This is a genomic window from Clostridium sp. Marseille-P2415 (assembly GCF_900155545.1).
Taxonomy (GTDB): Bacteria; Bacillota; Clostridia; order Lachnospirales; family Lachnospiraceae; genus Lacrimispora.
Window position 1 is genome coordinate 3067558 of sequence record NZ_LT732526.1, and the last position, 19660, is coordinate 3087217.

Consider the following 19660-nt stretch of genomic DNA (forward strand, 5'->3'; position numbering starts at 1 on the left):
AAAATCATTCCACCATATTTGTGTTGAAATCCGTCGAAATTTCTATTATAATATATTATGGTTTATTTTACTCGTTTGGCAAGCATACCATATTGCTAAAAAGGTACACCTTTTTAGCAATATGGTATGCTTGTCTCATTTTAAAATTTATTCTTTCTGCCATACTATAAACGACAGGAGGTTTTATATAATTATGAATAATTTCTACGGTTACGTTAGGGTTTCAAGCCTCGATCAAAATATAGAAAGGCAACTGGTAGAACTGCTGAAATGGGGGGTTTTAGAAAAAAATATTTATTGTGATAAATTATCCGGTAAGGATTTTAACCGGCCGCAGTACCAGAAATTAAAGAAAAGATTAAAGGAAGGGGACGTCCTGGTCATTAAAAGCATTGACCGTCTGGGCAGGAATTACGAGGATATCCAGAAGGAATGGAGAGAAATTGTCAAAATAAAAAAAGCAGATATTGTGATTATTGACATGCCTATTCTTGACACCCGGACCAATAAGGATCTGATCGGAACACTCATTTCCGATATTGTCCTGCAGCTTCTTTCATACGTGGCGCAGGCAGAAAGGGAAAACATCAAGCAGCGGCAGGCGGAAGGAATTGCCATCGCAAAAGCCCAGGGCAAGCATCTGGGACGCTTTCCCTCCCCGCTTCCTGATGAATTTTACCCGGTTTACGAAAAATGGAAACAGCGTGAATATACGCTGCGCACCGCAAGCAATGCCCTTGGAATCACGGTCAGCCAGTTCCGGACCATGATAAAAAAACACCAGAACAATAGAAAGGAGGACTTAACTTGAAAATTCCTGTCAATCTGTGTTAAAATAAGAAGAGATTATATTGAATTTTGAAAGAAGGTGCTGATACGAAGATACAGGAATCTGCCGAAAACTATCTGGAAGCTATCCTGATGCTGCAGCAGCGCAATGGTCATGTGCGTTCCATCGACATCGCCGGAGAATTGGAATTTTCCAAGCCAAGCGTCAGCGTGGCGATGAAGAATCTCCGGGAGAACGGATACATCGGGATGGATGATAACGGATACATCACTCTGCTGGAAAAAGGACGGGAAATTGCGGAAAGGATGTACGAACGCCATACCTTGCTTTCCGATTGGCTGATTGCCCTCGGTGTGGCCCCTGAGACCGCATTGGAGGATGCCTGCCGGATTGAACACGTAATAAGTGCGGAAAGCTTTGCTGCGATCAAAGCCCACGTATATGGCAATCATGAATGATAAAAGAAAGCGTGTAAGTATTTTCTCCGGCTTACACACTTTCTTTTTCTATACCGTCTTTCTTTTCCAGCTAAGCAGGAAAGCTGAGTGAATGATAACAAAAACCGACCCTGCGTTATGCACCAGCGCTCCGATGACCGGATTCAAAACTCCTGTCATGGCAAGCAGGATCGCTGCAAAATTCAACATCATGGAAAATGCCAGATTGCATCGAATGATTACCATCATTTTCTTTGCAAGGTGCAGAAGATGGGGGATTTCCTTAATATCATCGTTTATCAGTACGATATCCGCAGCATCGACTGCAATGTCACTTCCAACGCCCCCCATTGCTATCCCCACATATGCCTTTTTCAGAGCCGGGGCATCGTTGATGCCGTCTCCGATCATGCAGATCTTCTTCTGTTCCTGCTCAAAGGAATCAACCCATTTCAGCTTATCCTCCGGCAGACATTCTGCATGTACTTCTTCCATATGTATTAGGCCGGCTATATGCTTTGCCGCATTTTCATGGTCCCCTGTCAAGAGCACTGGAATAACCCCGGCTGCTTTCACCTGATCGATCACCGAAGCTGCTTCCTGGCGCAGTGTGTCAGACAGGGCTAAGAAGCCTGCAAGCCTCTGTCCGATGGATACATAAACGATGGTACAGCCTTTTTCCCGGTAACTATCGGTTTCCTCCAGCTGTTTTTCTTCCAACCGGATTTTCTGCTCAGAAAGGAGTTCCTGATTTCCCGCCATAATATCCTTTCCCATAACAACTGCCTTTACTCCCCTTCCCGGAAGCATTTCAAACTGCATGGCCTGCGGTATGTCTTCCCTTGCAGAATCCCGGTAACAGCGGACAACTGCCTTTCCCAGAGGATGCTCGGAACGGGCTTCCGCACAGGCGGTATAAGCATAAATTTCATTACTGGAAAATTCCGTCAGAAAGCTGTGGACTCCGACAACGGTTGGCGTCCCATAGGTAAGGGTACCTGTCTTATCAAATGTGACTTTTTCTACGGAAGCCAGCCGCTCCAGTGCATCCCCTTCTCTTACAAGGAAACCGTGCCTGGTGGCATTGCCTATGGCGGCCATAATGGCGGTAGGCGTAGCCAGAACAAGGGCACATGGGCAGAATACGACCAGTATCGTAACCCCACGGATGATCTCTCCCGTGATCAGCCAGGTAAGAGCCGCGGAGACCAGGGCGATCACCACAATCCATGTGGCCCACCGGTCCGCAATGCCCACGATTCTGGCCCTTCCTGCATCCGCAGACCGGACGAGCCGGATCATTCTCTGTATGGAGCTGTCTTCCCCGGCCTTTGTGGCTTCCATGTCAAAGGAACCAAATTGATTGACCGTGCCGCTGGATACTTCATCTCCCGCGCTTTTATCAACCGGCAGGGATTCCCCTGTCATAACGGCCTGATTGATGGAGGTCTGCCCGGACTTTATGATACCGTCTGCCGGAACCGTCTCTCCTGGGAGCACCCGAATGAAATCGCCTGCTTTTATCTGTTCCGCCGGTACGATCTCTTCCCTCATTCCGACGATCTTCCGCGCCGTACGGGGCGTAAGATGGACCAGCTTTTCGATCCCGGCTCTTGCTTTCTGAACCGTTAGATCCTCCAGCAAAGCGCCAAGCTGCATGATAAAGGCCACCTCGCCGGCCGCAAAATGTTCTCCGATCAAAATGGAAGCAATGAGAGCAATGGAGACTAAAACATCTGCCTTAATATCAAACTCCGTGACCAGACCGATGACCGCTTCCAGAATGATGGGAATGCCGCACAGGAGAATTGCAGCCCAGGCAGCGTCAAAAGGGAGGGGTACCAGATCAAATATGCTGATTATCAGTGCAGCAGCAGAAACAGCCAGACAGGCGATATCTTTTCTGGTTCCGCCCCATTCCAAAAGTTCTTCTAATTTTTTCATATTATCCTCCTCGTCATTTTATACCTATAGGGGTATATGTATATTTCTAAATATACCAATAGGGGTATAGGTTGTCAAGAAGTAAAAAAAAGAAAGCCGGCTGTTATATGTACAGCCCGGCTTCCAGCCTGGAATTAAGTCATATTGGCAAATCGTTCCACTGCTTTGGTAAAACTCTCAATGGTCTTTTCCGCATCCCCGTGCTCAATTCCGTCCCTGACACAATGATTGATATGGCCTTCCAGAACAACCTGTCCTGCTTTGTGCAGCGCAGACTTGGCAGCATTGATCTGGGCCAGGACATCTTCACAGGGAACATCTTCATCTACCATGCGGTCGATTGCCTGTACCTGTCCGATGATTTTTTTTAAACGCCGATGCAGATTATCGGCATCCATACATTTTTTCACATTACACCTCCAAATACCATAAGGGGTATGTGTATATTATCGTTCAAAATCATCTGCTTGTCAATACTCTCCGGGCCGGCTCACAAGGATTGTGATACCTTGATCCCTTCCGCAGCTTCACTTCCAATGGCCACACGTTTCTCCTTTATTCCAATGATCACACTCCCGAGGCACTTGTTAATGACGCGGACGGTGCTGCCCTCTTCTATCTGACAGCTTTGCATGGCTGACTTAGTCTGCGGGTCACACGTCAGCCATTGAATGGTGCAGGTTTCTCCGGTTTTAACGTTCATTAAGGATTGCATGGATGTCCTCCGTATTCATTTCCCACTGTTTTACTTCTGTTTCCGAAGTTATTTTACCCGGTTTCCGGAATGGAATGCATCACCTTTATCAACATTCGAACCTTTTTCTGATAAAATAATCCCCATAATTTTGGCCGCTGTGCCCGACCAATATGGTATCTGATGCTTTAAACCCCGCCTCAACCAGAGCCTTTCTGCGTTCTTCTGCGATCTGCGGTGCCTTTGTTGCAATACAAGTGCACTCAAAATCATCGTAAGCAGATTCCAGAATAAGATGAATCAATGATAAAAATACAGGTTCTTTCTCATAATCACTTCGGATATCCATGCGTAAAAGTGCAACATTATGAAACGCATCCCTGGGTTCTCCTGTTGACTTATCAATGGCTTCCCGGCGGAAATTTTCAACTGTTCCGATGATTCTGCCTGTCTTTTTATCTACAATGGACCACCGGACAAATTCCCTCTTCTGATAAGCTTTCTGATAGTATTCCAGCTCATTTCGCATCTGCTCCATGGTATCAAAAAAACAGGGCTGAGAAAAATTATCAATATTAAACCGCTTCTGTGCCTCTTTATCGCTGTAAACCTTTAATAGCTCCTCTGCATCTTCCACCCGCACCGGACGGAGCAAAAACTCCTGATTTTCATAACTGCGCCAATCCTCATAGATGCTGTTCCGGCGCCTGTATCTCTTCCTGATATTCTGTAACAATTGCAGAAAATCGTTCTGATACTCCACCGGCTCTATGATCTTCACATGAGCGCCAAAACTCAGCAGCCAGCTGAATAAGGATTCCTTATCCGACCATCTGATTTCCATTTGAAGTGTCCCATCCTCCAGTTCTTCAAAACCGTTGATACCAAATTCCTCAATCAGTCTCCATTTCATCTTCCCATCAAAGAGAGCCGTTACCCTTGCTCCGTTTGCCTGAAATATCCGGTACGGACTCATACTGAATTCAGGAACCGTCCTTTCCTCCCGGTCCTCTGATGTACACTTAAGCTCCTCCATACGGTTTAATTTAAACAAACGGAAATCATTCCGCAGCAGACAATATCCCCAAACATACCAGGAAGACCATTGAAATATCAGCAAATACGGCTCAATATTCCGGACACTCTCTCCTGTCGGGGAATAATAGTGGAACTCTATGCGCTTTTTCACATCGATTGCATTCTGGATTAATTCGATCTTGGGAGCCAGCGAAGCCTTATACCAGGATGAAAGATTAATGAGCACATGCTGGTTGGATGGAAGGATATCCGGACATCCTACGGAAAGCTTATCCATAAGGAGCTGATACCGGTTGCTGCCGGATACACTGTCAAGACTCCGCAGCCCCGATAAAATGGCCTGCATTTCTGATGAAGTTAATAATGTTTTATCCATTTTATATCCTTCGATGATGGATATCCCGCCATGCTTTCCCTGAACCGTTACAATTGGTATTCCGGCTTTGCACAAATCCTCTACATCCCTGTTNGCGATCACCACAATCCATGTGGCCCACCGGTCCGCAATGCCCACGATTCTGGCCCTTCCTGCATCCGCAGACCGGACGAGCCGGATCATTCTCTGTATGGAGCTGTCTTCCCCGGCCTTTGTGGCTTCCATGTCAAAGGAACCAAATTGATTGACCGTGCCGCTGGATACTTCATCTCCCGCGCTTTTATCAACCGGCAGGGATTCCCCTGTCATAACGGCCTGATTGATGGAGGTCTGCCCGGACTTTATGATACCGTCTGCCGGAACCGTCTCTCCTGGGAGCACCCGAATGAAATCGCCTGCTTTTATCTGTTCCGCCGGTACGATCTCTTCCCTCATTCCGACGATCTTCCGCGCCGTACGGGGCGTAAGATGGACCAGCTTTTCGATCCCGGCTCTTGCTTTCTGAACCGTTAGATCCTCCAGCAAAGCGCCAAGCTGCATGATAAAGGCCACCTCGCCGGCCGCAAAATGTTCTCCGATCAAAATGGAAGCAATGAGAGCAATGGAGACTAAAACATCTGCCTTAATATCAAACTCCGTGACCAGACCGATGACCGCTTCCAGAATGATGGGAATGCCGCACAGGAGAATTGCAGCCCAGGCAGCGTCAAAAGGGAGGGGTACCAGATCAAATATGCTGATTATCAGTGCAGCAGCAGAAACAGCCAGACAGGCGATATCTTTTCTGGTTCCGCCCCATTCCAAAAGTTCTTCTAATTTTTTCATATTATCCTCCTCGTCATTTTATACCTATAGGGGTATATGTATATTTCTAAATATACCAATAGGGGTATAGGTTGTCAAGAAGTAAAAAAAAGAAAGCCGGCTGTTATATGTACAGCCCGGCTTCCAGCCTGGAATTAAGTCATATTGGCAAATCGTTCCACTGCTTTGGTAAAACTCTCAATGGTCTTTTCCGCATCCCCGTGCTCAATTCCGTCCCTGACACAATGATTGATATGGCCTTCCAGAACAACCTGTCCTGCTTTGTGCAGCGCAGACTTGGCAGCATTGATCTGGGCCAGGACATCTTCACAGGGAACATCTTCATCTACCATGCGGTCGATTGCCTGTACCTGTCCGATGATTTTTTTTAAACGCCGATGCAGATTATCGGCATCCATACATTTTTTCACATTACACCTCCAAATACCATAAGGGGTATGTGTATATTATCGTTCAAAATCATCTGCTTGTCAATACTCTCCGGGCCGGCTCACAAGGATTGTGATACCTTGATCCCTTCCGCAGCTTCACTTCCAATGGCCACACGTTTCTCCTTTATTCCAATGATCACACTCCCGAGGCACTTGTTAATGACGCGGACGGTGCTGCCCTCTTCTATCTGACAGCTTTGCATGGCTGACTTAGTCTGCGGGTCACACGTCAGCCATTGAATGGTGCAGGTTTCTCCGGTTTTAACGTTCATTAAGGATTGCATGGATGTCCTCCGTATTCATTTCCCACTGTTTTACTTCTGTTTCCGAAGTTATTTTACCCGGTTTCCGGAATGGAATGCATCACCTTTATCAACATTCGAACCTTTTTCTGATAAAATAATCCCCATAATTTTGGCCGCTGTGCCCGACCAATATGGTATCTGATGCTTTAAACCCCGCCTCAACCAGAGCCTTTCTGCGTTCTTCTGCGATCTGCGGTGCCTTTGTTGCAATACAAGTGCACTCAAAATCATCGTAAGCAGATTCCAGAATAAGATGAATCAATGATAAAAATACAGGTTCTTTCTCATAATCACTTCGGATATCCATGCGTAAAAGTGCAACATTATGAAACGCATCCCTGGGTTCTCCTGTTGACTTATCAATGGCTTCCCGGCGGAAATTTTCAACTGTTCCGATGATTCTGCCTGTCTTTTTATCTACAATGGACCACCGGACAAATTCCCTCTTCTGATAAGCTTTCTGATAGTATTCCAGCTCATTTCGCATCTGCTCCATGGTATCAAAAAAACAGGGCTGAGAAAAATTATCAATATTAAACCGCTTCTGTGCCTCTTTATCGCTGTAAACCTTTAATAGCTCCTCTGCATCTTCCACCCGCACCGGACGGAGCAAAAACTCCTGATTTTCATAACTGCGCCAATCCTCATAGATGCTGTTCCGGCGCCTGTATCTCTTCCTGATATTCTGTAACAATTGCAGAAAATCGTTCTGATACTCCACCGGCTCTATGATCTTCACATGAGCGCCAAAACTCAGCAGCCAGCTGAATAAGGATTCCTTATCCGACCATCTGATTTCCATTTGAAGTGTCCCATCCTCCAGTTCTTCAAAACCGTTGATACCAAATTCCTCAATCAGTCTCCATTTCATCTTCCCATCAAAGAGAGCCGTTACCCTTGCTCCGTTTGCCTGAAATATCCGGTACGGACTCATACTGAATTCAGGAACCGTCCTTTCCTCCCGGTCCTCTGATGTACACTTAAGCTCCTCCATACGGTTTAATTTAAACAAACGGAAATCATTCCGCAGCAGACAATATCCCCAAACATACCAGGAAGACCATTGAAATATCAGCAAATACGGCTCAATATTCCGGACACTCTCTCCTGTCGGGGAATAATAGTGGAACTCTATGCGCTTTTTCACATCGATTGCATTCTGGATTAATTCGATCTTGGGAGCCAGCGAAGCCTTATACCAGGATGAAAGATTAATGAGCACATGCTGGTTGGATGGAAGGATATCCGGACATCCTACGGAAAGCTTATCCATAAGGAGCTGATACCGGTTGCTGCCGGATACACTGTCAAGACTCCGCAGCCCCGATAAAATGGCCTGCATTTCTGATGAAGTTAATAATGTTTTATCCATTTTATATCCTTCGATGATGGATATCCCGCCATGCTTTCCCTGAACCGTTACAATTGGTATTCCGGCTTTGCACAAATCCTCTACATCCCTGTTTATGGTTCTCCGGGATACTTCAAATTTCTCAGCCAAATACGGCGCTGTTACCTTCTCCTGCTGCAGCAGTATGGACAGGATGCCTATATGTCTGTCTATCTTCAAGCTTTTCCCCCCTTTTCCGGATTCATTATAGCATTATAAACACGTCATGTATATGTCATGTTATATAAATCAGATGAAAAAACAGAGCTTTCGGCAAATTATGTAAGACCTTGTAAAACCGGACCGGAAGAACTGACAGCGAATGACGGGACTCCCATATTTAAATTGTACATATCATTGAACTTTTCAATGGCTGCTTTTTTCTGCTCCATGAGAGAATGTGCGTAAACGTTAAGTGTAATGGATACGCTGGAATGGCCTAATATTTCGCTTATGGTTTTAATATCCACCCCCAGCTCCAGCGCACGGGTTGCAAATGTATGACGGATGGCATGAAATTTCCGGTCCTGCACGTGGGCATCTTTTAATATTTTTTTATAAAGCTTCTGAAAACACCGTGGGTCAAAGGGCGAATCACCGCATGTAAATATATAGCGGTTTTGATTTACATAGCAGAGTCCGCTTTCCTCCGATATGTTTAACAAAAACTTGGGAAGCGGTATTTTCCTTAAAGACTTACGGCTTTTCGGAGCGCCTACAAACAGTGCTGTTTTGTTTTCCCCCTCTTCAAAATGTTTTATCCGGGAAACAGTCTTTGTGATGGACAGGGTACCGGTTTCCATATCAATATCGCTCCATTTCAGGGCGCACAATTCTCCGAGCCGGATACCGGTATAGAAGCACAGAATTATTCCGATCGCCCGTTTATCCTTTGAATTCATTGCCGCATGCTCGATGAGCCGCTGTTCTTTCATGGAAAAAACCTGCACTTCCTTATCTTCCGGCTTTGGAAATTTGACCAGCTCAATGATAGAAAAACATTCCGGAGAACTCTTAAAGATCTCTTTTAACGCTATTTTGAAAATTGTGAGATTCTTTTTCTTTGATGACTCCGCAAGAGCGGTATTCTCTCGTATGGCTTTTACAAAACTCAGGACAGACGCCTCATTGATCTGTCTGTTCCGGTCCTGTTCAAAAAATGGGATCACATACTTATCCATACAGCGGTAATAGCTTTCATAGGTGGAGGGCTTCACCCGAAGCGAAACATCCTCCAGCCATGATTCAAACAAATTGACGGTATCCTTCGTATCGCCAGATCGCTTCTCCTTATTTGTTTTATGATTTTCCTGATAATTCTTCATTTTTTCTTTTACGCCTTTATAGGTTCTGGAATAGAAATACCGGTACTTTCCATCCTGCTTTAAGCTTCTTCCTTCCCAGCGCCCGTCTTTGCGTTTGTAAATATTTTCTCCTCTGCGTGGCATTAAAAAAACTCCTTTACTTATAATATTTTATTATATGACGTTTCTGATGATGGAGAATCTTCCAAATACTACCAATTTTGCCATATATGTGTCATTTTACCTCACATATATTATCACTTTTGTATTAATTTTTTTAATTTTTTCATGATATTAGACAAATAGAATACGGTGGATATACAATTTGCCCGTCGAAATAGATAGCAATGGAAAAGCGCAGTACCAAATATACTGCGCCAGCCTTACATGATCTGAAAAGAATGTACTTACGAGATTTATTTTTAAAGGGACTCAAAAGGTATCGTATCTGTTATCCTGCGTTCACAACATGAACAATGCTCATTTTTTCAATTTTCTTTGTTGGTGAAATCACCGCAATAAAGGTAGTCATGACTGCCGCTAAAATTGTAACAATCAAAATAACAAATGGCGGCTGCCAAAGTTCTCCCCAGTTTGACGTCACCGTTATTGTAAAAAAGAATTTATGCAATAGTAAGCCAAATGAACTTCCCACAAGGCATCCTGCCGCGGTATAGGAAGCAGCTTCGGCTATCACCATCTTTTTTAGCTGACTCATAGACATACCGACTGCGCGCATTACCCCATAATTACCCATCCGGTTAGAAACACTGGAGTTTACTGTGTTCAATATATTGATAAACGCTACCAATGCGATTACAAATATAAATCCGTATACAAATACGGCCATTGTGTAATAAGCTGTGCGGGTTTCCTGATTGACTTGCTGTTTATCAAGCAGCCGCATTTCCGGTGGTATAATGCTTCTTACCTGCGCGGAAACATCTTCTTTCACCTGCATGTCTATAATTGTGTAATCCTTAATCCCGGTCAGTCCGGTAAATCTGGCCTCTGAGCATATCAATATCCATTCAGAGTCTTTCGCGTCAAAGGGCATATGGGAGAGAATTCCCGCGATGCGAAGCTCATAAGGTCTGCCGGATATATCAAGGGTAATGGTATCTCCGATTTTCCAGCGGGATTTTCCTGCTTTATCATAGCCAACCAACACTCCACCATCGTTTCGCACGCTCTCCAGCTCCCCGTCAATCAGCATTTTTTCTGCCCAATGAAGCTGCGGCTCGTCATAGGACACCAGTGTAACAGTACCCTCCTGTCCCTTGCTGCCTGCCGGAATATTACTGCAAAACATTCTGCCGTACAGCTGTTTGATATTGGGAAGCGCCCTGATTTTCTCCATAACCGAGCGGTCAATTGCAGAGGAGCTGTCAGCCCCCATAACCGTAATGTCCGGCGCATATGGCTTCAGAGGGTTTGCGGCATGTTCCATAAAATCAATTAGTACCGTAAAGCTCAAAAATAAAATAATACTAAGCGCAAAGGAACCGGCGGTCAATGCCATATTCTTCTTATTGGAAAAGGCATGATGAAATCCCATAGAAGTATCTACATGAAATTTTGTATTTACAGCCTTGCTTATCCGCTGGTTACCGGTCTGATTCATATTTCCGGTAACAGCCGCCTGCGGGGATACCTGCGCCGCTTTTTTTGCGGGTGTTCCGGACGCAAGCATCACTACTAAAAATCCTATTGCTGAGCCTGCCCCAATGCCGGGCCAGCTGATTTGAAACAGAGGCATTTCAGGGAGAACAAACCGTAAGTCAAACGCATTCAGGACGAATACTGCCCCCCACATAATGAGGCAGCCTGCAAGCAGCCCTATGGGAATCCCCTTTAGGCTGTACTGCAGACCCTCCAGCCGGATATAGCGCTTAATCTGCCGTTTGGACGCGCCCAGACAGCGAAGGAGGCCAAAGAACTGCGTCCGCTCCAAAACACTCATATTGAAACTCCCGGCAATCATAAAAACGCCGGACATGGTGACGAGAACAAACAGGATGCCTGCGGTAAGGTAAAGCTGCCACATAACACTGTCGTCGCTTTGCCCCATAAGGCCCAAAAGAATTTTATTCGGAGAAACCTGCCGGTCACTGAGGCCATACTCCGCTTTTATTTCCGAAAGCGCCCTTCTGATGTTCACGCCTTTATCAAACTGAATGTAGTAGTATTCAGCATATTGCTTCGAGCCAATAGCACGCATTCCATCAATTGTAAGAAACAATCCATGGGCATCATTTCCGGCCAACGCGGAAAAGTCTCCATATACGCCGGTTATACGGTATTGCCTTGTCTGTCCATTGGCAAATGGCACTTCTATTGTATCTCCTATGGAGAGTCCGAATTGTTCCAAAGCCTGTTTATCAAGCAATGCTTCATGCTCTGTTGATGGGTATTTCCCCTCCAGCACCACCAGGTTCATTTGTCCGGCAAGCTCCTGTCCGCTGCCCTGTACTATAAGTTCTTTGCCCTGATAGGTTGTATCCTCCACCACACCTACCCAATCAGAGACTTTTACATCACTTCGGCCGCCAATTTGTTCTGCAACGCTATCCGTTATGCCCTTAATAATGGCGTGAAAATTCCCCTGCCGATGGATGTACGCATTGATTTGTGCCTTTATACTCATATCAGCCATGCCAAAGATGGCCGTCACCAGCATGACCGATATGGCAATACAAATGATGGTAAGCCGGTTTTTCTTCTTGTGTACTTTTGCATATTCAAAAACAAGCCCAAGATAACTTTTCATTCGGCATATCCTCCTAAATCTGTGAGAACACCGTCTGACACTTGAAGCACACGGTCTGCCGCAGAAGCAAGGCCCCGGTTATGGGTAATCATGATGATTGTCTGCTGATAGCGTTTAGACGCCGTTTTTAAAAGCGAAATAACCTCACTGCTGTTCTGGCTGTCCAGATTTCCAGTCGGTTCGTCTGCAAGAATCAGCATAGGACGGGTAATTAAAGCACGTCCTATCGCTACACGCTGCTGCTGACCGCCGGACAATTGGCGGGGCAGGTGATTTCGCCTGTCTTTTAAAGACAGCACGGTAAGAATTTCTTCCACATAAGCCTGATTGGGCTTCTTGTAGTCGAGCAAAACAGGAAATGTAATGTTTTGTTCCACATTAAGTTCCGGTATCAGGTTAAACGCCTGAAAAATAAAGCCGATATTTCTTCGGCGGAAGATAGTAAGTTTTTCATCTTTCATGCTGAATATATCGTTGCCGTCAATCAGCACCTTACCGGAATCAGGGGTATCCAGTGCCCCTATCATATTAAGCAGCGTACTTTTCCCGGAACCGGATTCCCCGACAATGGCAGCAAATTCCCCTTTTGGAATCGAAAAGTTTACATTTTTTAATGCGCTAACTGCGGCTTCACCTGTACCATAGGTTTTGTTAATGGCATTTACCTCTAATAAATTCATGTTTTATCACACCCTTCTATAAAGGCAGGGTAACACTTATGCCTTACTGTCCCATGAATTTCCGCTTACATTTTAGTAATGTTAAGAAAACTCAAAACAAATATACTTCCTTTCCCCAAAGTACTATCCACCGTAATATTACCGTCATGTGCTTCTACGATTGCTTTTGCCAGCGGCAGCCCAAGGCCAATCCCCTGCGTATCTTTAGAAAAACGGCTGCGGTAAAATCTCTTAAAAACATGGTGTATATCTTCCGGATGTATGCCGCTGCCGTTGTCCTTTATGGTTATCCGCGTGACAGCCGGAAACATTTTCCACTCTATTATGATTTGGCTGCCGGTGTCCGTATGGTCAAGTGCATTTTTCACAATGTTGCTAATGGCTTCTGTTATCCAATCTCTGTCACAATAAAGCAGCGTATCATCAGGCCCTGACAAGGTAATGATTTTCTTCTCCTTACCAGCACGATATTCAAAATGCTGATATATGCCGTTTATCATATCCGAAATGTTTTCAGGCGCTTTTTTTATGATGATAGACCCTGCATCTAACTTTGTAATTTTCAAAAGGTTTTGAACAAGCATTTCGATCCTTTCAATTTCTTTTTCTGACTTTGCTGCAAATTCCTGCATGGCGGCTATATCTTCTGTTTCGTCCTGAGAAAGTCCGTTGTAGATCGTGAGGGCTGCAAGAGGTGTCTTTAGCTGATGAGAAATATCAGAGATCGTACCTTTTAAAAACTCTTTTACTTTCTGTTCCTTTACCACATGAGCATTGAGTGCCGTAGCTAATGTATTTACTGCATGAAACAGCTTATACAGACTGCCTTCCTTGTCACAGTCAATGCGGATATCTGTATTTCCTGAAAGATATAAATTGATTTGACAGATAGCTTCTTCCATAATCCGATTTTGCTTTCTGAAATAAAGGAAGCAAGCTCCTAATATGCACAACGCAGCGAGCAGGGACAGTATAAGCAGAGAAAGGTTCCATGTTTCGTAAGACAGCCGCGTAATTAACTGAAACAAAAGAATAAAGCAGCCCAATATGCAAGATAATGCAGCAAAAAAATTCTTAATATCCTTATTGGTAAAAATCTTCATCGGGCCACCTCAATTCAATACATTCCATTTGTATCCCATGCCCCGGACAGTCAGCAGCATTTGCGGATCACCCGGACTGTTTTCTATCTTCATTCTCAATCTGCGAATATATACTGCCAATGTATTATCGTCCACATAGTTCCCTTCTCCGTCCCATAGCTTATCCAGAATTTTTTCTTTGGAAAGTATGATGTTGGGATTTTGCATGAACAGACAAAGCAATCGATATTCCGCTGCGGTTAAATCCAAAAGCTGCCCATCTTTATAGACTTGTCCTTGCAGCAATAAAACTTTTATTCCGTTGGATATGATTTCTGTATCTGCCGTTCCAAAGTTCTTTGCTCTCCGAAGTAAAGCGTTAATTCTTGATACGAGGACCCCTAATTTAAATGGCTTGGTAATATAATCATCGCCGCCAATATCAAGCCCTGTAACTATATTCATTTCTTCCTCTGATGCAGTTAAAAAGATAATCGGAACTTTAGATACCTGACGTACTTTTTGACATACCTCAAAGCCGGAACCGTCTGGCAAAGATACGTCCAGAATCAATAAATCGTACTTACCATCTCTCCAAATGATATTGGCTTCTTTTACAGTTCGGGCAATATCTGATTCAAAGCCCTGCCTTTTTAGTAAATAGGAAAGCCCATCAATCAGGCTTAAATCATCTTCAAGAAGTAATATTCTATTCACTTTTTCCCTCCTTTTCACGTCCATCTTCAGGCTTTTCTACGTCACACGGAACAAGCCATAGGTTTGATTCGCTATATAGTCATTTAATTCTCAGGTTATTATGCCTGCGGAGCATTCCGCACTTATTTTCCGGCAGATATTCAAAACCATGTTTATGATACAGGATATCGGCCGGATGATTGGCGATCAGGCAGATGTAACTGTCCTCGAAGGTATTTTCTTCAAAATAACGGTCGATTTCCTCCATGATCCGCTCGGCGTACCCCTTTCGGCGGTAGGCTTCATCTACCATGATATCACTTACCACATATGTGATCCCCCCATCTCCAACGATTCTTCCAAATCCGATCAAGGCGCCTTCTTCATACAGCGATACCGTGAACAAAGAATGCCGGAGGGCGATCCGGCTTCTCATCAAATCCTTGTTTCCCATACCGGAACGCAGCCGGAGGCTTACATAATCTTCTGCGGATGGTTTTTCATAGGTAACTCTCATTTCCGTTCTCCCCTTTCCCTAAAATTCACAACCCAGACAGATGAGTGTGTCAAAAGCATAGCTTCAGTGAAGCAGCTTCGGGTTTTTGTCATGTCCAGCTCTGCAATTCCAGTATGTTCCCCTCTATATCTGTGGCATAGACAAATGTTGCCTTGCGTCCATCTTCATAATCTGCGTGAACCAACTCACCGACCGTACTGCCGCCATTTGCAAGCACCTTTTTAAGCGTTTCTTCCACATCATCAACTTCAAATGCCAGATGAGCGATGCCGTATGCGTTAATGCGGTGTTCCATTTCACCGTTCATTTGATTGTAAGAGAAAATTTCAAGCGTAGGATGATCTTTGTCATATCCAGGCATCACCAGATGTTCTCCGACAATATGGGCATTCGGGATTCCTGTCAGCTTATCAAGCCAATCCCCCTGTAAGTTTCTCTGTTCTCCAATACTTTGACACCCAAGTACCTCTTTATAAAAGCGGATCATATTTTCATAGTCTTTTGCAATGATATTGGTGTGTACATAACGGGTCATACTTTTTCCTTCTTTCTGCAATATATTTTTAATCCTGCTCTATTTATAGCAGGACTTTTCCTGGAATTCAATATCCAGTGCTCTCAGGTAAAAAACATTTCTTCTTTGATTCGTCTTACTGCTCTTTCAAGCTCTTCATCCGTGCAGTTGCATACGCACAGACGGATGCCCTCCGGAACGGAGAAGCCGTCCAGGCAGCCGCTCTTTATACTGCTTACCAGTATCTTGTCCTTTAAAAGCCTGTTCACTATTTTATCGGCCGAATTTGTTCCAGTTTCTATAAAGGCATAAATGCCGGCCGGCGGGATATGGTACCTGACTTCATGCCCGAACGTCCGCTCGCAAGCCTTTTTTAATACTTTCATCTTGTTTTTATAGAATTTCCTGGTTCTGACCACGTGGATCGGATACATGCTGCTTTTTAAATAGATTTCCAGGGCCCCCTGGGTCAGGACCGGTGTATTTAAATCAATGCTCTGCTTATAGGTCATGAACTCTTTTTTCAGTGCTTCCGGCAAGATTGCCAATCCCAGGCGCAGTCCGGGCAGCAATGTCTTGGAAAAGCTCCGTATATAAACGGTACGTTCTTTCTCTCCCATTGCATACAGGGAATCCGCCTTTTCATCCGGCTCTAAATCTGCCAGATAATCATCCTCCACAATATAAACTCCGTAGCGGCAGGCCAGCCGTATGATTTCCTGTTTTTGTTTATAATGATAGCTGAATCCGGTAGGGTTCTGAAATCTTGGCATGGTATAAAAGAATTTTACATCACCGGTCTGAAACACTGCTTCCAGTTCCTTTAAGTCAATTCCATCGCTCGTCCTGCTCACACCTGTCACCGGCACTTTGCTGCAGTTCAGCGCCTTTAGCATGACAGAATAAGTCGGCTGTTCAACAACGACGATTCTGCCGTTTCCCGGAAACGGCATGGCAGCCAGAATATATAACGCCTGCTGGGCGCCATTGGTAATAAATATATCCTGCTGCCTGGTAAAAATCTGAAAATTCATCAGATGCTTCACCAGGACTGCCCTTAATTCCTCCATTCCCTGGGGTGGCGCATATTCCAGGAGCTTATTTTTATAAATGGTTATGGATTTATCCATGCAATGATAAAAATCTTTATAGGGATTAATACAATCCGGGGGGCGAACCGTATTTAAGTCAATCCCGCCCCTTGCATGATCCGCCTTTATGATCGATTTTACCACATAATAGCCGCTTTTCGGCACGGAGTAAATAAGATGCTCCTCCTCCAGAAGCTTATATGCCTTTATTATGGTATCCGGATTATAACCGGTCTCCTTCGCACAGGACTGAATGGAAGGCAGTTTTTCACCTGGTTTCATCCTTCCCTCAAGGATTCCCTCTCTGATGGAACCGGCAACTTTATTATATTTATACATAATCCGTCCTTTCCTGCTTTCCGTCCATCTGTACCGGTACAGATGGACGATTTGATTCTTGTTTTTTTCGTCCGGTTTCTTTAAGATTACGGTAGAACTTCAGTAATTGCAGTATACCAAAAATGAATAAAGGAGAGAATATTTTTATGAAAAAATTTCCGTTAAGCTTTCAAGAATTAAAACAGGTGACAGCCGAACACCCCACCCCTTTTTATCTTTACGATGAAAAAGCCATTCGGGAGAATATACACCGTTTACATAAAGCTTTTTCATGGAACCCGGGCTTCCGGGAATATTTTGCGGTTAAGTCCACACCAAATCCAGAGATACTTCAAATATTGAAAGAGGAGAACTGCGGTGCGGAATGCGCCTCAGAGACAGAACTTATTCTGGCTGATTCCTGTTCTTTTTACGGAGAAGAGATCATGTTTACCTCCAACGGAACTTCTTCTGAGGAATTTATTAAGGCAAGAAAGCTGAATGCCATGATCAATCTGGATGACTTTTCCCACATTGATTATTTAAAGGATTGCGCCGGAATTCCGGAGCTGGTCTGCCTCCGCTTCAATCCCGGCGGAACCGTTAAATACCAGGGGAAGGCGATCTTAAATTATGATGATTATAAATTTGGATTTACGAAAGAACAGCTGATAGAAGGGATTCATTATTTAAAAAGCATGGGGATCAAACGCTTCGGCCTCCATAGCCAGTTTGGATGCCATAGAACCGAGACGGATTATTTCGGGGAAAATGCCCGCCGTCTATTTGAACAGGCGGTTGATATCCACAACAAAACAGGGGTAAAGTTTGAATTCATTAACCTGGCCGGGGGCCTGGGAATTCCTTACAGGGAAGACGCTTGCTGCGCTGATGTGGAAGCAGTGGGCCAGGCGATAAGAAATGCCTATGAGGATGTATTAGGCACAGCCGGCCTGACTCCGGTCCCTTTGTATATTGAATTCGGCATTTTCATGACCGGCCCGTACGGTTACTTTATATCCTCCGTACGCCATGTCAAAAAAAATAAGAAAACCTTTCTGGGACTGGATGCTTCCACCAACAGCTTTATGAGCCCTTCCAGATATACGGATTACCACCACATAACCGTTGCAGGCAAGGAGAATGAAGACTGTAACGAAGCCTATGACATTACCGGAGCATTATGCGAGAACAGGGACCGTTTTGCCACAGACAGATATCTGCCTCATTTGGATCCAGGCGATATACTGATATTTCACGATGCAGGAGCGTATACCTATTCCCACTCCAACAATTTTAACGGAAAGCTGCGCCCTGCCGAGCTGCTTCTTTTAAAGGATGGTTCCGTACGTCAGATACGCCGGCCGGAAGAACCAAAGGACTACTTTTCTACTCTGGATTTCCCTATTAAATATGAATAAATCCTGTTTTAGTACTCCACCTTCCACATATACCTTCTCGTGGTCAGGGGATGCTGCCTGGTCTCCGCCAATGCACGGTTGTAGACATCGTATACGTTATTGAATAATGAATGGTTAAAATAAGAGACGACGGAGGCATCAATGGTGGAAAGGCCTAAGTCCTTTGCATCCAGCACTTCGATTCTCCTCGCATATTTTTTTAAAAAGGCCAGAGCTCTCTCATCCAGTTCTCTGGTCGGGCCTTCACTGATCTGGATCATGAATGGAGATTCGGCATCTGTAATTTCAAATGGACCATGGAAAAATTCTCCGGTATGAATGCTGGAAGAATTGATCCACTGCATTTCCATAAATATACAGATGCTTTCCATATAGGCCGCGCCATAGCCGGCGCCGCTGCCCAAGGTATAGATCACCTTGTCATCTTTATATTCTTCCGCAAAAGCTCTGGCACGCTTTTCTGCATGCCTGCGGGCGTGTTTCACGATTCCGTCGATGCGGGACACTCCATCCCGGAACTTATCATAATTTTCATAGCCCTCTGTCTGATTGAGCAGTTCCACTGCAGCCATCAGCCCGACGATCGTCTTCTCCCCTGCCATATCCTTCTCCTCACCAAAGGTATAGGAAACCACATAATCCGATACGTTTGTGATCGGTGAATCCGGAGACCAGGTAAGCGCAATGACCGTGGCCCCTGCTTTATGGGCATGGTCTGCGGCTTTTACGGTCTCCGGAGTGTTTCCCCTGTGGGATGCTGTGATGACAACTGAGTTTTTACCTAAAACCTTCGGCGTATTGTGTACGAATTCATTGCTGTTATACCAGCCGGTGCGTATAGATGCTGACTCTGTCTCCAGAAAGATTTTAGCCGGATAAAATGCGCCTAAGGAGCCGCCGCAACCGACGAAATAAACCTCCCGGATTCCTCCGGCCTCCTTCTTCTTTTCCATGATTTCAGCTACGATTTCTTTCACAGTCATGATGTTATCCTCCGTTTTCTGATTGATATTTTATATAATGTATTATAACATCAT

The 19660-nt window shown here is 44.7% G+C and carries 19 protein-coding genes and 1 pseudogene; 3 read left to right on the forward strand and 17 right to left on the reverse strand.

Translation table 11 applies throughout. From position 1 onward, the window contains the following. Nucleotides 1–193 precede the first annotated feature (193 nt). Nucleotides 194–811, forward strand: a complete 618-nt coding sequence (locus BQ9856_RS18905; protein ID WP_077612411.1) for a recombinase family protein — start codon at nt 194–196, stop codon at nt 809–811. Nucleotides 812–855: 44 nt separating this feature from the next. Beyond that, nucleotides 856–1248 (forward strand): metal-dependent transcriptional regulator, encoded by a 393-nt coding sequence (locus BQ9856_RS18910; RefSeq protein WP_442855598.1) that lies wholly within the window; start codon nt 856–858, stop codon nt 1246–1248. A 48-nt stretch (nt 1249–1296) separates the two neighbouring features. Here the strand turns inward: BQ9856_RS18910 and BQ9856_RS18915 are convergent, their stop codons facing one another. The 16 genes and pseudogenes from BQ9856_RS18915 to BQ9856_RS18985 form a co-directional block, all read right to left on the reverse strand. Further along, on the reverse strand, nt 1297–3171 hold the full coding sequence (locus BQ9856_RS18915; protein ID WP_077612413.1) for a heavy metal translocating P-type ATPase: 1875 nt from the start codon (nt 3169–3171) through the stop codon (nt 1297–1299). 134 nt (nt 3172–3305) lie between these two features. Beyond that, a complete protein-coding gene (locus BQ9856_RS18920) occupies nt 3306–3581 on the reverse strand; it encodes a metal-sensing transcriptional repressor (RefSeq protein WP_077612414.1) in 276 nt (91 codons plus the stop codon). Between the two features lie 80 nt (nt 3582–3661). Continuing rightward, nucleotides 3662–3886, reverse strand: coding sequence for a FeoA family protein (locus BQ9856_RS18925; RefSeq protein ID WP_077612415.1), 225 nt, complete (start codon nt 3884–3886; stop codon nt 3662–3664). A gap of 88 nt (nt 3887–3974) precedes the next feature. Continuing rightward, a complete protein-coding gene (locus BQ9856_RS25805; RefSeq protein WP_442855599.1) occupies nt 3975–5279 on the reverse strand; it encodes a GNAT family N-acetyltransferase in 1305 nt (434 codons plus the stop codon). Nucleotides 5280–5375: 96 nt separating this feature from the next. After that, nucleotides 5376–6104: pseudogene (locus BQ9856_RS25810) on the reverse strand (P-type ATPase); the annotation flags it as partial. A 134-nt stretch (nt 6105–6238) separates the two neighbouring features. After that, nucleotides 6239–6514 (reverse strand): metal-sensing transcriptional repressor, encoded by a 276-nt coding sequence (locus tag BQ9856_RS18935; protein ID WP_077612414.1) that lies wholly within the window; start codon nt 6512–6514, stop codon nt 6239–6241. An 80-nt stretch (nt 6515–6594) separates the two neighbouring features. After that, a complete protein-coding gene (locus tag BQ9856_RS18940; RefSeq protein ID WP_077612415.1) occupies nt 6595–6819 on the reverse strand; it encodes a FeoA family protein in 225 nt (74 codons plus the stop codon). 88 nt (nt 6820–6907) lie between these two features. After that, complete coding sequence (locus BQ9856_RS25815; RefSeq protein WP_077612416.1) at nt 6908–8410, reverse strand: GNAT family N-acetyltransferase; 1503 nt, start codon at nt 8408–8410, stop codon at nt 6908–6910. Between the two features lie 98 nt (nt 8411–8508). After that, nucleotides 8509–9678: a tyrosine-type recombinase/integrase gene (locus BQ9856_RS18950; protein ID WP_077612417.1), complete on the reverse strand. Its 1170-nt coding sequence runs from the start codon at nt 9676–9678 to the stop codon at nt 8509–8511. A gap of 307 nt (nt 9679–9985) precedes the next feature. After that, the gene (locus tag BQ9856_RS18955; protein ID WP_077612418.1) at nt 9986–12304 is read right to left on the reverse strand and encodes an FtsX-like permease family protein; all 2319 of its coding nucleotides are present in this window, start codon (nt 12302–12304) and stop codon (nt 9986–9988) included. Continuing rightward, complete coding sequence (locus tag BQ9856_RS18960) at nt 12301–12984, reverse strand: ABC transporter ATP-binding protein (RefSeq protein ID WP_077612419.1); 684 nt, start codon at nt 12982–12984, stop codon at nt 12301–12303. Before BQ9856_RS18960 ends, BQ9856_RS18955 begins: the two co-directional genes overlap by 4 nt. 65 nt (nt 12985–13049) lie before the next feature. Further along, on the reverse strand, nt 13050–14087 hold the full coding sequence (locus BQ9856_RS18965) for a sensor histidine kinase (protein WP_077612420.1): 1038 nt from the start codon (nt 14085–14087) through the stop codon (nt 13050–13052). Nucleotides 14088–14096: 9 nt separating this feature from the next. Then, complete coding sequence (locus tag BQ9856_RS18970; protein WP_077612421.1) at nt 14097–14783, reverse strand: response regulator transcription factor; 687 nt, start codon at nt 14781–14783, stop codon at nt 14097–14099. A gap of 79 nt (nt 14784–14862) precedes the next feature. Beyond that, nucleotides 14863–15279 carry a GNAT family N-acetyltransferase gene (locus BQ9856_RS18975; protein ID WP_077612422.1) on the reverse strand — a complete coding sequence of 139 codons (417 nt, stop codon included), beginning with the start codon at nt 15277–15279 and terminating at the stop codon, nt 14863–14865. A gap of 88 nt (nt 15280–15367) precedes the next feature. Beyond that, nucleotides 15368–15814, reverse strand: a complete 447-nt coding sequence (locus BQ9856_RS18980) for a VOC family protein (protein WP_077612423.1) — start codon at nt 15812–15814, stop codon at nt 15368–15370. 83 nt (nt 15815–15897) lie between these two features. Further along, nucleotides 15898–17223 (reverse strand): aminotransferase-like domain-containing protein, encoded by a 1326-nt coding sequence (locus BQ9856_RS18985; RefSeq protein ID WP_139348734.1) that lies wholly within the window; start codon nt 17221–17223, stop codon nt 15898–15900. Between the two features lie 146 nt (nt 17224–17369). Here BQ9856_RS18985 and BQ9856_RS18990 point away from each other — a divergent pair, with 146 nt between their 5' ends. Further along, nucleotides 17370–18623, forward strand: coding sequence for a diaminopimelate decarboxylase family protein (locus BQ9856_RS18990; RefSeq protein ID WP_077612425.1), 1254 nt, complete (start codon nt 17370–17372; stop codon nt 18621–18623). A gap of 8 nt (nt 18624–18631) precedes the next feature. On the opposite strand, the gene BQ9856_RS18995 is transcribed toward BQ9856_RS18990, so the two are convergent. Beyond that, complete coding sequence (locus BQ9856_RS18995) at nt 18632–19606, reverse strand: SIS domain-containing protein (RefSeq protein WP_077612426.1); 975 nt, start codon at nt 19604–19606, stop codon at nt 18632–18634. Nucleotides 19607–19660: the final 54 nt, after the last annotated feature.

Coding starts and splice junctions, on each gene's coding strand:
- BQ9856_RS18955 (WP_077612418.1), bottom strand. CDS start 12,304: ATGAAAAGTTATCTTGGGCTTGTTTTTGAATATGCAAAAGTACACAAG.
- BQ9856_RS18915 (WP_077612413.1), bottom strand. CDS start 3,171: ATGAAAAAATTAGAAGAACTTTTGGAATGGGGCGGAACCAGAAAAGAT.
- BQ9856_RS18995 (WP_077612426.1), bottom strand. CDS start 19,606: ATGACTGTGAAAGAAATCGTAGCTGAAATCATGGAAAAGAAGAAGGAG.
- BQ9856_RS25805 (WP_442855599.1), bottom strand. CDS start 5,279: ATGGATAAAACATTATTAACTTCATCAGAAATGCAGGCCATTTTATCG.
- BQ9856_RS18990 (WP_077612425.1), top strand. CDS start 17,370: ATGAAAAAATTTCCGTTAAGCTTTCAAGAATTAAAACAGGTGACAGCC.
- BQ9856_RS18980 (WP_077612423.1), bottom strand. CDS start 15,814: ATGACCCGTTATGTACACACCAATATCATTGCAAAAGACTATGAAAAT.
- BQ9856_RS18940 (WP_077612415.1), bottom strand. CDS start 6,819: ATGCAATCCTTAATGAACGTTAAAACCGGAGAAACCTGCACCATTCAA.
- BQ9856_RS18905 (WP_077612411.1), top strand. CDS start 194: ATGAATAATTTCTACGGTTACGTTAGGGTTTCAAGCCTCGATCAAAAT.
- BQ9856_RS18965 (WP_077612420.1), bottom strand. CDS start 14,087: ATGAAGATTTTTACCAATAAGGATATTAAGAATTTTTTTGCTGCATTA.
- BQ9856_RS18975 (WP_077612422.1), bottom strand. CDS start 15,279: ATGAGAGTTACCTATGAAAAACCATCCGCAGAAGATTATGTAAGCCTC.
- BQ9856_RS18950 (WP_077612417.1), bottom strand. CDS start 9,678: ATGCCACGCAGAGGAGAAAATATTTACAAACGCAAAGACGGGCGCTGG.
- BQ9856_RS18925 (WP_077612415.1), bottom strand. CDS start 3,886: ATGCAATCCTTAATGAACGTTAAAACCGGAGAAACCTGCACCATTCAA.
- BQ9856_RS18985 (WP_139348734.1), bottom strand. CDS start 17,223: ATGTATAAATATAATAAAGTTGCCGGTTCCATCAGAGAGGGAATCCTT.
- BQ9856_RS18960 (WP_077612419.1), bottom strand. CDS start 12,984: ATGAATTTATTAGAGGTAAATGCCATTAACAAAACCTATGGTACAGGT.